10 protein-coding genes are annotated in these 12,559 nt (G+C 74.2%); 3 read left to right on the forward strand and 7 right to left on the reverse strand.

Going from position 1 to position 12,559, the window contains the following annotated elements:
* Positions 1–238: 238 nt before the first annotated feature.
* Both VKV23_10645 and VKV23_10650 read left to right on the forward strand, forming a co-directional pair.
* Positions 239–1,054, forward strand: a complete 816-nt coding sequence (locus tag VKV23_10645; GenBank protein ID HLI16491.1) for an MBL fold metallo-hydrolase — start codon at positions 239–241, stop codon at positions 1,052–1,054.
* On the forward strand, positions 1,051–2,094 hold the full coding sequence (locus VKV23_10650; protein HLI16492.1) for a zinc-binding alcohol dehydrogenase: 1,044 nt from the start codon (positions 1,051–1,053) through the stop codon (positions 2,092–2,094). The genes VKV23_10645 and VKV23_10650 overlap by 4 nt, the downstream gene beginning before the upstream one ends.
* Positions 2,095–2,098: 4 nt before the next feature.
* Here the strand turns inward: VKV23_10650 and VKV23_10655 are convergent, their stop codons facing one another.
* Complete coding sequence (locus tag VKV23_10655; GenBank protein ID HLI16493.1) at positions 2,099–2,971, reverse strand: aldo/keto reductase; 873 nt, start codon at positions 2,969–2,971, stop codon at positions 2,099–2,101.
* A 65-nt stretch (positions 2,972–3,036) separates the two neighbouring features.
* Here VKV23_10655 and VKV23_10660 point away from each other — a divergent pair, with 65 nt between their 5' ends.
* On the forward strand, positions 3,037–4,083 hold the full coding sequence (locus VKV23_10660; GenBank protein HLI16494.1) for a Gfo/Idh/MocA family oxidoreductase: 1,047 nt from the start codon (positions 3,037–3,039) through the stop codon (positions 4,081–4,083).
* Between the two features lie 31 nt (positions 4,084–4,114).
* On the opposite strand, the gene VKV23_10665 is transcribed toward VKV23_10660, so the two are convergent.
* From VKV23_10665 to VKV23_10690, 6 genes are all read right to left on the reverse strand, one after another.
* Positions 4,115–5,347, reverse strand: a complete 1,233-nt coding sequence (locus VKV23_10665; protein HLI16495.1) for a Xaa-Pro peptidase family protein — start codon at positions 5,345–5,347, stop codon at positions 4,115–4,117.
* A 240-nt stretch (positions 5,348–5,587) separates the two neighbouring features.
* On the reverse strand, positions 5,588–6,808 hold the full coding sequence (locus VKV23_10670; GenBank protein HLI16496.1) for a hypothetical protein: 1,221 nt from the start codon (positions 6,806–6,808) through the stop codon (positions 5,588–5,590).
* A gap of 523 nt (positions 6,809–7,331) precedes the next feature.
* On the reverse strand, positions 7,332–8,315 hold the full coding sequence (locus VKV23_10675) for a COX15/CtaA family protein (protein ID HLI16497.1): 984 nt from the start codon (positions 8,313–8,315) through the stop codon (positions 7,332–7,334).
* A complete protein-coding gene (locus tag VKV23_10680) occupies positions 8,312–9,475 on the reverse strand; it encodes a hypothetical protein (protein ID HLI16498.1) in 1,164 nt (387 codons plus the stop codon). The genes VKV23_10675 and VKV23_10680 overlap by 4 nt, the downstream gene beginning before the upstream one ends.
* A 226-nt stretch (positions 9,476–9,701) precedes the next feature.
* Positions 9,702–11,090, reverse strand: a complete 1,389-nt coding sequence (locus tag VKV23_10685; GenBank protein ID HLI16499.1) for an ATP-binding protein — start codon at positions 11,088–11,090, stop codon at positions 9,702–9,704.
* Entirely contained in the window at positions 11,056–12,486 is a 1,431-nt protein-coding gene (locus tag VKV23_10690) for an Rrf2 family transcriptional regulator (protein HLI16500.1), read from the reverse strand. Before VKV23_10690 ends, VKV23_10685 begins: the two co-directional genes overlap by 35 nt.
* Positions 12,487–12,559: the final 73 nt, after the last annotated feature.

Here is a 12,559-nt window from a genome sequence, read left to right on the forward strand (position 1 = left end):
TTCGCCCTCGAGACCCAGCACGGCAAGGTGCACGAGTTCGGCGTGCGCATCGAGGAGATGCTCATCGTCCACGAGGACCGCACCGAGATCATCTCCACCTTCCCGGTACAGGAGATCACCCTCGCTGGCTGAGGAAGGCGCTGCGCCCGAATCGGGGCCAGCTGGCCGCGGCGCGGTCGGCGGTGGCTGGAACCGCGCCGCCGCGCTGCGTTCCTTCTCGCCCGGCGACGGCGCGCGCGTGAGCTACCTGCCCGACGGCTACCTGCAGCTGTCGCCGCTGCGCTTCCTGCCCGACTCGGACGTCGGCCTCTGGTCGTCGTACTCCGGCGCGCTCGACGCCGAGGGCTACCTCGTGGCGAGCGTCGGAAGCCTGCTCGTGGAGGCAGGAGAGCGAGCCCTGCTCGTCGACGCCGGCTTCGGGCCGGTGAGCGAGCCGGCGGAGCGCACCCCCGCCGAGCTCGGTGCCATCCGCTGCGGCGCGCTGCTCGACAGCCTCGCCGGGGTGGGTCGCGACCCGGCGAGCATCGAGGCCGTCGCCTTCACCCACCTGCACGACGACCACGTCGGGTGGGCGCGCACCGGCTCTCCGTTCGCGAACGCGACGTGGCTCGTGCCCGCCGAGGAGGTCCGGCACGCGCTCGCCACCGCCGGCTTCCTGCCCCTCGGCGAGCCCGAGGACCGCGTGCGTCCGGTGGAGGCGGGCGAGGAGGTCTTCCCCGGCGTGAGCGCGCTGCCGACGCCGGGCCACACACCCGGCCATTGCAGCTACGTCGTGGAGGTGGGCGGCGTGCGCATCGTCGTCATCGGCGACGTGATGCACTCGCCGGTCCAGGTAGCGCGCCACGACCTGCGGGCGGCGAGCGACTGGCACCCAGAGCTCGGCCGGGCGACGCGACGCCGCCTCCTCGGTCGCCTCGAAGCCGACGGCAGCGTCGGCTTCGCCGTCCACTTCGGGAGTGTCGTCTTCGGGCGGGTCGAGCGGGCCGGCTCGGTGCTCGCCTGGCGCGGCTCGGACCCGGTGCCGCCCGAGGCCACGGGAGGGGAGGAACCATGACCACGACCGATCCCGGCGCGAACCCCACGACGGCGCGCGCGCTCTGGTTCACGGCCGCCCGCAACGCCGAGCTGATCGAGGAGCCGGTGGCGGCGCCGAGGGGCGACGAGGTGACGGTGCGGGCGATCGTCTCGCTCGTCAGCGCCGGCACCGAGCTCCTCGTGTACCGGGGCGAGCTTCCCGCCGAGGACGACCTCGGGCTCGCGACGTGCAAGGGCAGCTTCGGCTTCCCGGTGAAGTACGCCTACCAGGTCGTGGGGCAGGTGGTCGCCGCGGGGGAGGACGCCGACTACCGCCCGGGCGACGTCGTCTTCGCGCGTCACCCACACCAGGAGCTGTTCACGATGACGAGCACGGGCTGGCTGCTGCGGCGCGTGCCGGCCACCGTCTCGCCCGAGCGCGCCGCGTTCGTCAACCTCCTCGAGGTGGCGCTCAACTGCATGCTCGACGTGCCCGTCCGCTTCGGCGACGTCGTCGCCGTCTACGGGCAGGGCGTCGTCGGGAGCTTCTGCGCGCAGCTGGCGCGCCGCACGGCGGGCGTGCTCGTCGTGGTCGACCCGATCGCGCAGCGGCGCGAGGCGGCGCTGCGCTGGGGCGCTGACGCCGCGGTGACCCCCGAGGAGGCGCCCGAGACCATCGCCCGCCTGAGCGGGGGACGCGGCGCCGACGTGTGCATCGAGGCGAGCGGTGCGCCGCCGGCACTGCAGGACGCCATCCGAGCCGCCGGCCAGGAGGCCACGATCGCCGAGGTGTCCTTCTTCGGCGCTCGCGACGTGCACCTCCGGCTGTCGCCGGAGTTCCACTACCGGCGGCAGCGGATCGTGAGCTCCCAGGTGAGCAGCGTCGGCTCCGGACTGCAGCCGCGGTGGGACTTCGCCCGCCGGAACGCCGCCGCCTTCGGCATCCTCGAGCAGGAGTGGCTGGAGACGCCCGTCTCCCACAGGATCCCCTTCGACCGAGCGCCCGAGGCCTACCGCATCATCGACGAGCGGCCGAACGAGGCCACCGGGATCCTCCTCGTCTACGGCACGGACGGCTGAGCGCTCAGGAGCCCGCCAGGGCGTCGAGCGCGGCGAGCTGGCCCTCGGAGAGCTCCAGCCCCGCTGCCGCGCAGTTCTCCTCCAGGTGGGCCACCGAGCCGGTGCCGGGGATCGGGAGCATGACCGGCGATCGCGCGAGCAGCCATGCCAGGGCGACCTGCGCCGGAGTGGCGCCCGTCTCGGCCGCGATCGCCAGGTGCACCGGGCTCCGCTGGGCGAGCGCCCCGTTGCCGAGCGGCCACCAGGGGATGAAGCCGAGCCCCTCGCGCTCGCAGTAGCGCAGGACGTCCTCGGCGGCGCGGCTCTGGAGGTTGTACTCGTTCTGGACGGTCACCACGTCGACGAGCTGCTGGGCGGCGACCACCTGGTCGAGGGTCACGCTGGACAGCCCGATGGCTCGCACCTTGCCCTCGGCCTGCAGCTCGCCGAACACGCCCACCTGCTCCTCGAAGCTCACCTTCGGGTCGACCTTGTGGAGCTGGAACAGGTCGATGCGCTCGAGGCCGAGGCGCCGCAGGCTCATCTCGCACTCCTGGCGGATGAACTCGGCCCGCCCCACCGGCACGTAGACCCCCGGGCCGGTCCGCACCGTGCCCGCCTTCGTGGCGATGACCAGTCCTTCGGGGTAGGGCCACAGCGCCTCGCGGATGAGCTCCTCGCTCACGTAGGGGCCGTAGGAATCGGCCGTGTCGATCAGGTCGACGCCGAGCTCGACCGCTCGGCGCAGGACGCGGATCGCCTCGTCGCGGTCGGCCGGTGGGCCCCAGCAGCCGCTGCCCGTGAGCTGCGCCGCGCCGAAGCCCAGACGGTGGACGGTTAGGCCGGCGATCGTGAAGGTCCCAGCCGCCGCGACGCCAGCCGAGTGATGACCGGTCAAGAAGGCCCCCTTCGAGGTCGGTAGCACAGAGATTGTATGATGCACGATCCATCGCTGCAGAACCCGTGCCCCTGCGTGGCGGCTGCGGGGCGCGCCTGGAGGTCCTGCATTTGTCCCGGTGGGCGATCCTCGGAACGAGCAGCTTCGCCGATCACGCCGTGGCGCCGGCGATCCTCGCGCTCGATGGCGCCAGCATCGCCGCGGTGCTGAGCCGGGACCGCTCCCGCGGCGAGGCCTTCGCGGCTCGTCACGGGGCCCGCCGGGTCTACACCTCCTACGAGGAGCTGCTGCGAGACGAGGACGTCGACATCGTCTACGTCGCGACGCCGAACGCGCTCCATGCCGACCAGGTGGTCGCTGCTGCCGGTGCGGGCAAGCACGTCCTGTGCGAGAAGCCGCTCGCGACGTCGGTGCGGGACGCCCGGCGCGCGCTCGAGGCGTGCCGGGCCGCGGGGGTCCGGCTCGGCGTGAACTTCCAGGCCCGACACCACCGCTTCGTCCCCGAGCTCAAGCAGCTCCTCGCGGCTGGCCGCATCGGGGAGGTCGTCACCGCCGAGGTCTGGGCGTGCCCCGGGCGTTTCCCGTCGCTCGGCTGGCGCGCCGACCCGCGCCTCGCCGGCCTCGGCGCCGTCCACAACCTCGGCGTGCACTGCTACGACCTGCTGCGCTGCCTGCTCGAGGTGGAGATCGTCGAGGTGACGGCGCTGCTCGACGTCGGGCGCACGGCGGCGCTCGAGCACGTCGCGCTCGTCCTGGCCCGGCTGTCGAACGGCGCCCTCGCCTACGTCAACGCCGGCGACGCCTCTGCCGAGCCGTCCGGCGACCTCGTGCTGCGCGGGAGCGAGGGCTCCGTGGTGGGCCGCTCGGTGACGCCGCCGGGCGGCGACCTCGTCGAGGTCGTCGTCACCTCGGCCGCGGGCTCCGCCGAGCGGCTCACGGGCGCGACGGACGAGACGCACCTCGGCGCGGTGGCGGCGTTCGAGCGAGCGGTGCACGAGGGCCGGGAGCCCGACGCGTCCGGTCTCGACGGGCTGCGCGCCGCTCAGGTGGTTGAGGCCGTCGTCGCCTCGGCGCGAGAGGGGCGGACGGTGCAGGTCGACCTGGACGACTGAGGGGCGCCGAGGCGCTGGCGCCGATTCCCCCTCAGGCGAGGAGGCGTTCGTCGTAGTCGACCCGGCTGAGCACCCGGGGGGCGCCGTCGGTGACGAGCACCATGTCCTCGATGCGCACGCCGACCCCGCCGGAGTCCTCGACCCAGACGAGGGGCTCGAGCGCGAAGACCATGTTGGGCCGGAGCTCGTCGGCCGTCGCGCCGGCGAGGGTCTCGCCGACGTAGGGAGGCTCGTTCGCACCGGCGCCGATGCCGTGGCCGATGAAGAGGGAGAAGAGGTGCTCCTCGAGGCCGTGGCGGGCGACGGCGGCGCGCACGGCGCTCGCCACGTGCGCCGTGGTGTTGCCGGGGCGGAGCGCGTCGATCCCCGCCATCAGCCCCTCGTACACGGCGGTGTAGACCTGCCGCTGACGATCCGAGGGGCGCCCGACGACCGTCGTGCGCCCGATGTCGGCGAAGTAGCCGTTCCACATGGCGCCGATGTCGATGAAGCACAGGTCGCGGTTGCGGATGATCTTGTCGGTCGCGAGCCGGTGCGGCGGCGACATGTGCTCACCGGACGCGACGAAGGGGGTGATGACGTGCGCCATCTCGCCGCCGAGGTAGAAGAGGGTCTGCATCGCGTCGCCGGCGACCTCGCACTCGCGGGCACCGGCGCGCGCCGACTCGATGGCTCGGATGGTCACGCTGTCCCCGATCGCGCACGCCTCCTCGATGAGCGCGATCTCCTCCTCGAGCTTCACCATGCGCGCGCGCTGCATCGGCGCGTCCCCGTCGACGACCCGAAGCGACGGAAGCTCGGCGGCGAGGCTCTCGAGCAGGGCCATCCCGACCTGGTCCACACCGAGGCGGCCCCGGTCTGCCCCCGCCTCGCGAAGCAGCGGCGCGAGCGTCGTGCGCACGAACCCTTCGACGAGCTCCCGCTGCTCCATGATCGGGACGGCGTGCACGGCGCCGAGCCAGGGCATGAAGCGGTTCGCCTTGTCCACCTCCCCGCCCGACGCGAGCAGCACGGGCGCGCCGCCGGGCAGGAGGAGGGCGCCGTTGAGGATCGAGGCCTTGCCGGCGATCACCTGGCTGCGCAGCGCCGTGAGGTAGCGGACGTTCTCCATCTTCCACACCAAGAGCGCGTCGAGGCCGGCCAGCGCCATGGCGTCGTGGGCGCGGGCGACGCGCTTCGCGCGCAGCGCCTCGAAGTCGAAGCGCGCCTCCCAGTCGACGGCCGACGTTCCGCGCGCGTAGCCCGGCTGCCGGCGCTGGTCCACGGTGCTCACCCTCGCTGCCGGCTGGACGCGGTGCGCCGAGCCCGGCACGTCGCCGACGAGGCGCCCCCAGGGCCCAGCGCCCCGTCGGGGAGGCAGCCGGCGGTAGCGGAGGGCGGGCGCCGCGTCGCAGCGCGCGCCTGCCTCGACAGCAGGTGGCTGCTCGGGCGTCTCCTCGGCGCGCGGCCCGGACCGACGTGCCGCGGGCGCGTCTCGGGGCGGCCGAGCGGTGCGCTCATCGCGTCAGCCCACGACCTCCTCGGCGATCGCTCGGAAGTCCGCGTCGTCGATCAGGCCCTTCAGCTCGATCGAGCGCTGCTTGACTCGCGCGAGGATCGCCTGCTTCTCCTCCTCGGAGGCCTTGATGCCCGTGCGCTCGAGCGCCTCGTTGACGTTGTCGATCCCGCTCCCCTTGCCGAGGACGATGCGGGGCCCGCTCTGGCCCACGAGGCTCGGCACGTAGGGGAACGACTCGGTGAGGTCGACGTCGCGCACGTTGCGCACCCAGGTCGTGATGATCCCGGACTCGACGTCGAACAGGCGCGAGCCGGAGATCGGTCGGTTGCTCGGCTGCTCGACGCCGGCGATCTCGCAGACCGTGCGCGACAGGCCGGCCAGCTTCTCCGTGCGGATCCCGATGTCCACGCCGTAGCAGGTGAGGAGCGCGAGCACCGTCTCCTCGAGCGGCGTGTTCCCGGCGCGCTCGCCGAGGCCGGACACGGTCGTCTGGATGACGTTCGCGCCGAGCGCGGCGGCGATGAGGCTGTTCGCGACCCCGAGGCCGTAGTCCATGTGGAAGTGCGTCTCCACCGGCACGTCGAGACGCTCGCGGCTGACCGTGACGAAGCGCTCCACGGCGTGGGGCATGAGCGAGCCGAAGGTGTCGACGAGGCCGAGTCCGTCGAGGTGGCCCTCGCGGGCGACCTGCTCCACGAGATTCAGGTAGTCGGCGAGCGAGGCACGCGTGGCGTCGATGGGGAAGAACGAGACCTTGAGCCCGTTCTCGTGGGCGAGCGCGGTCGCCTCGACCGAGAGCGCGATCGCCCGCTCGACCGACCAGCGGTAGCCGAGCTCGATGAGGTGGCGGCTGGAGGGCACCTCGGTCACGACGCCGTCGACGCCGCAGTCGACCGCCTTCATGATGTCGTCGGTCATGCAGCGGGAGAAGGCGTAGACCTCGGCGCCGAGGCCCGCCGCGGCGATCCGCTTCACGGCCTGGAAGTCCTCGTCCGAGACCGCCGGGAGGCCGGCTTCGATGCGCTGCACGCCCGCCTCCGCGAGCGCCTCCGCGATCCGGACCTTCTCGTCCGCGGTGAAGACCACGCCGGCCTGCTGCTCACCGTCCCGGAGCGTGACGTCGTGGATCTGGAGCTCCGGGCTGAAGCGGTAGGAGCTCGCGACCTCGTCGTCGTGGTTCCACGGGCTCGTGAACCACCGGTCCGTATGCCATCGCTCCTCGGCCACCGTGAACCTCCAGTCCTGCCTGCCCCACTGGAACGAGACCGACGCGGCCACGCGCCGACGCGGCCGAGGTCAGAATCGATCCTGCACGTTACACGATGTCAGGAACGCGGCTCGCCTGCGAGGTGCGTGCGGCGGTACGGCGATCGGCCCCTTCGGAGGAGAGCCGTCCTCCGCCCGACCGCACCGGTCGGCACGCGACGGGTGGCGGCGTCGAGCAGCTGGCCGAGGCCGGGCGCACGAGCGTTGGTGCGGGCCTCGCGCGCTGCGTGGCCGCTCGGCGCGGCGGGGCGTCGAGGAGGACGTCGTGCCCGCACGGGAGCTCGCGCCCGAGGCGAGGCGACCTCGGCCGGTCCGGTGGGCCGGCCACGCCAGGCGCTCTCGGCGCCCGCCTCCGTCTCCCCCCGGATCGGGCCGGCCACCGAGGTTCGCCCCCGGCCGGCCGGCCGGCGGGCCCGACGCCTCCGAGGCACGGGCTCGCCGGGCGGGAGCCGAGCGGGACGTCGGGCGGGTTCGCAGCGCCCTCCTACGGCGAGGTGGGGCGCGCTCCTCGAGCCGCCGGCGTGCCTCGCAGCCCGCGAGCTGGCGAGGGCGTCTCGCGCACCTGCGCCCGAGGCGCGGCGACGAGCGCCACGGTCCCGGCCCAGATCGCCGCGGCGAGCGCGAGGTGGAGGTCGGCGATGGTCGGCGTCGTGTGGAGCGCCGACGCGGCGCCAGCGGCGACCTGCGCGCCGAGGGCGGCGAGCAGGGCCCCGGCGAGCGCCGTCGAGCCGCGCATCCCCTCGGCCGCGCGGATCGTGCGCAGGGCCAGCCTGGCCACGAGCACGGCGGCGAGCGCGGCGAGGCTGCGGTGGAGGAGCTGGAGCGCGACGAGCGGCCCGAGGGTCCCGCCCGCGAGCCTGCACAGCGGCCACGACGGGCACGCGCCCATCGCCCCGGCGTTGACGACGGCGGCTCCGGAGGCGAGGAGGGCGAGGAGGGCGCCGAGCGCGCCGAGCGCGAGGGGGTCGTGCCGGCGAGGCCGCTCGCCCGGAGGAACAGGATCGACGACGCTCTCGACGACGGTCACGGCAGCGGCTCCGAGGAGCAGGAGGGCGCACACGAGGTGCGCCGCGACCGTCGCGGGTGCGTTGTGGGTCACCACCGTCACCGCTCCGAGGAGCACCTGGACGCCGACGAGGACCACCATCGCGAGCGCGGGCCCGAGCGCGCGCGCCCGCTGGCGCCAGGCGGCGAGCGCCGTGGCGAGCACGGCGACGGTCACTCCCGCCGCGACGTAGCGGTGGACCTGCTCGAGGAGGGCGTGGTAGCTGTCGACCGGCCCGAGCTTGCCGTAGCACAGGGGCCAGCCCGGACAGCCCATCCCCGACTCCGTCACGCGCACGGTGCTGCCGAGCACCACGAGGAGGTAGGTCGCGACGAGCGTCGCCACGGCGAGGGCGCGCAGCCCCGCACGGCGCGGGCTGGCGCGCCCGGAGGGGGCGGCCGTCGTGGGGGCCTCGCCGGTCACCGGTGCGCGCCGTTCGCCGGGGCGAAGATCGTGCAGGCGCCGGGCGGCAGGCCGGGCGCGCACCGCAGCGTCGGCGTCGGCAGCCAGGAGGCCTCGCGCTCGAGCAGGGAGTAGGGCGGCGCGAGGTCCACGCCGTCGGGTTCGTCGAGGTAGCCAGGTCGGCGGCCGGGCACCCCGTCGTGGCCGTACTGCCAGACGATCCGGTTCGAGCGCGGGTCGATCACGACGACGCGATCGTTGCCGTCGTCGTTGCACAGGAAGTCGCCGCTCGACGGCACCGGCTCGCACAGCGAGGGGTTGCGGAGCATGCCGGGACCGCTGCGGGGACCGTAGCGCCACAGGAGGTTCCCATGGCGGTCGAACTCGACGACCTGCCCTGGCGTGCTGTAGTCCGCGGTGACGTAGCGCCCCGGGGCGACCTCGTTGGTGTCGGAGGGGTACGAGACGCCAGGCGGGTGGGTGGACCATCGGACGCGCCCGGCGAGGTCGAGGGCGTCGACCCAGTCGCCGTTGATCTCCGTGACGAGCTCCTCGCCACGAGGGAGGGGGAACGCGCCGTTCGGGCTTCCGAAGCGGAGCGGCGGCGCGTGCAGGCAGCCCCTGTCGGCCGCTCCGAGGCGCTCGAGCGGGGTGTGGGCGCCGATGCGGGTGAGGAGCAGGCTGCAGTTCCTGATGTCCGCGATGAGCACGTGGTTGCCGGGCAGCACCATCGCGTCGTCGGGGTTCGAGAGGCGGTTCGGCCCGGCGCCTGAGTCGCCGAGGCGTCCGTAGCGCCACGTGAGGCGCCGCTGTCGCACGTCGAGCAGGGAGACGACCTGTGCCGCCTCCTCGGTGACGATGATGCTCCGACCGCCGCGCGCGAAGAATGCGTCGTCAGGCGAGGCGAGGCGCGCGCTCGCGCCCGGGGGCGGGAACTGCCACACGACCTGGCCCGTCCGGCTGACGAGCAGGAGGCGGTCGTTGCCCTCGTCCGCGATGAGGACGTCACCGGGCAGCGCCGACGGATCGGAGCCGGGCGCGAGGTTCGGGCTCGGCCGCGGCGCGACCGGGCGACTCCGAGGGCGCGCGACGGCACGCTGGCGCGCCGGGGCGCCGTGCGCGAGCACACCCGCCACGGCGAGCGGAACGAGAAGGCCGAGGCCGGTGCGTGCGACGAGCACGGCCAGCCTTCGGCGTCGGGCGCGCCGAGCGTGCAGGGCCGCGGTCTCCTGCGTGACGGTGGGCACGCTCCCTCCCGGACGCGGCTGGCATCGGACGATGACCGTAAGACACTACGTCAACTGCGACACCTGAGGTGAGTCCGAGCGAGGGGCGGCGACCTGGCGCCACCTCGGCGGGCGGCGCCACCTGCAGCGGTGCCGGAGGCTCCGGGCGCGGCCGCCGTCCCTAGCCCTCGGTGGGGACGACCGCGCGAACCACCGTCCCGGCGCCGGGCGAGGAGCGCAGCTCGAGGCGCCCGCCGAGCAGCACCGCCCGCTCGCGCATCCCGATCACGCCGAGGTGGGCCCCGAGCTCGTCGAGATCGGCGGGCGAGAACCCGCGCCCGTCGTCTGCGACGGCGAGGTCGACGCTCGCTGGGTCGAAGCGGACGCTGATCCGAACGTGGCTGGCGGCGGCGTGGCGAGCCGCGTTCCGCACGGCCTCCTGGGCGATGCGGAACACGCCGAGCTCGACCTCCGCGTGCAGGCGTCGCTCGCGGCCGTCGACGGCGAGGTGCGTCGTGGGCCCGTCTTCCTCTTCGAGCTCGGCGAGCATGCTGCGCAGGGCGGCGACGAGACCGAGCTGGTCGAGCGCCGGCGGGCGCAGCCCCCGGGCCAGCCCCCGCAGGCAGTCCGCGACCTGCAGGGTCTGCAGGCGCGCCGCGACGAGGCCACCGGCGATCGCCTCGGGGAGCTCCGGTGCCTCGGCGAGGGTCTCGAGGCACCTGTTGAGGTGCAGGACCTGCTGGAGCGGCTCGTCGTGGAGCTCGCGGGCGAGCCGTCCACGCTGCTCCTCCTCCGCCTTCACGACGAGCTCGGCGTAGTGGCGCACGCGGCGCTGCTCGGACCGCTCCTCGGTCACGTCGACGAGCAGGATCTGGACCGGCGCGCTCGTCGCGCTCGGCGTGACGACGCGCACCTGGTAGTCGCGCCCGCCGGGCGCCGAGACGACCCATCCGGAGCCCTCGTCCGGCTCGGGCGGGCTGCCGAGCAGGTCGGTGGCGGGGCGCCCGATGAGTCCGTCCCCGAGGAGCGCCGCGGCGGCCGGATTGGCGTCTTGGATGCTCCAGCCGTCGTCGAGGACGAGGATCGGCGCCGCATTGGCGTCGAAGAGCTGCCGGTAGCGTGCCTCGGCGGCGAGCTGGCGGCGGACGGCCGACTGCGCGCGCGCGTGGGAGAGGCGTTCGGCCTCGATGTGCCGCCCGACGAAGATCGCGACGGCGTCCACGAGCACGAGGCTGACGAGGTCGTTGCCGACGTGGCCGCGGTCGTGGGGCAGGAGCAGGTCGGGGAGCCACAGCAGCGTCGCCCAGACACCGGTGGCGGCGGAGCCGGACAAGCCGTAGCGCAAGGCCGCGTAGCCGACCGGGAGGATGAGCAGCGCGACCGGGATGCCCTCGGGGAACGCGCGCGTCTCGAGCGAGGAGGTGAGATCGACGCCGAGGTGCGTGGCCGCGAGCGCGAGCACCGCCGCCTGGAGGGCCCAGAAGCGGGGATCGCGAAGCGGCGGGTGCAGCGCCCGGCGGAAGACCGTGGCGAGGTCAGCGCCGCGGCAGTCCGACGTGCCGTTCCTCATGGTCGACCAGGTGGGTGGCCGCGTACAGGGCTGCCTCGGTCCTCGAGGCGAGGCCGAGCTTCGCCCGCAGGTTCGAGACGTACCCCTCGATTGTCCGGGTCCCGAGACCGAGCTCGACGGCGATCTCGCGGTTCGTGAGCCCGCGTCCGAGCAGACGGAGGACGGACGTCTCGCGCCGCGTGAGGGGCGAGCGTGCATCTCGCGGGTCGGCCCGCCAGCGGCGCGCGAGCCGGCGGGAGATCGCCCGGTCGAGGACGAACGTGCCGCTCGCGACGGCGCGCACGGCGTCGACGAGCTCGCGCCCCGAGCTCGTCTTCAGCAGGTACCCGGCGACGGCGACTTCGAGCGCCTCGACGACGTAGGCGTAGTCGTCGTAGGCGCTCACGATGAGGACGCGCAGGTCAGGGAACCGCTCGGCGGCGAGGCGGGCGAGCGCCAAGCCGCTCAGCCCCGGGAGGTTCACGTCGATCAGCGCGACGTCGGGACGGAGGTGGTCGAGCAGTTCGAGCGCGTCCTCGGCGGTGCCCGTGGCGCCGACGACTTCGAAGTCGCGCTCTCGCGCGAGGAGCTGGACGGTGCCGTCGCGCAGCAGCGCGTGGTCGTCGACGATGAGGACGCGGATCCGCGGTGGCGGGTCGGGCGCGACCACACGGTGGTGCGTGGCGGCAAGCTCGGCGTGCTCCCAGGGGGTCGACCGGTGTTCACCGTCGGCCGTCGGGCGGATGATGGGTGCGTGACCAGGATCGCCAGCGAGGCCGCTGCGTTCGCCCTCCTCGCCTCGCTCGCCACCCTCGTCCTCTACGCAGCCGCTGCCGTGGCAGTCGCCCTCCTGGCCGTCTCGAGCGGCCTGCGGAGCAGGCACCTGCGCCGCGAGCTCGACCGAGTGCTGCGCGAGATCCTCGGGTCGGGCGAGCTGGCTGGCGGGCGGGGCCGCCGCTGAGCTCGCCTCGCCGACGCGCCCGGCGAGGGCGCCTCCGGGCGTAGCGAGCGCCGCCTCGAGGGTCGTGGCGCCGAGCACCTGGCGGAGGGCCTGCGCGGCAGCGTTGAAGGTCCGCTGCACCGAGCCGCCGGCCTCGCCGAGCGGCGGTGGGTCGGGCGTCGCGGGGCGCGGCCGCTGACGCCCGCCGAGGGCGCCCTCGGCCGCCTCGACGACCTCGAGCAGCGTTATGGCAGCCGGCGAGCGCGAGAGCCAGTAGCCACCGCCCTTGCCCGCCTTCGAGCGCACGAGACCCGCTCGCACGAGGTCGGCGAGGACCTGCGAGGCGAAGGCGCGCGGCAGGCCGGCCTCGGCCGCCACCTCGCGGATCTTGCGCCCCTGCCCTCCTCGCGCCGCGCTCGCGAGGCACACCGCGGCCCGCAGTGCGTAGTCGCCACGCCTCGAGAGGGTGAGGTCCACCAAACAAAAGTTTAGTGAGTAGCTTGACGTTAGATCAAGGGATCAATAATCTGAGCCGAGAGCGGGGCGCCCG

Source organism: Acidimicrobiales bacterium, assembly GCA_035294085.1.
GTDB lineage: Bacteria > Actinomycetota > Acidimicrobiia > Acidimicrobiales > Bog-793 > DATGLP01.

Bases quoted from the DNA above. Each gene is read 5' to 3' on its own strand.
- VKV23_10650 (HLI16492.1), top strand. From the start codon at position 1,051: ATGACCACGACCGATCCCGGCGCGAACCCCACGACGGCGCGCGCGCTC.
- VKV23_10685 (HLI16499.1), bottom strand. From the start codon at position 11,090: ATGAGGAACGGCACGTCGGACTGCCGCGGCGCTGACCTCGCCACGGTC.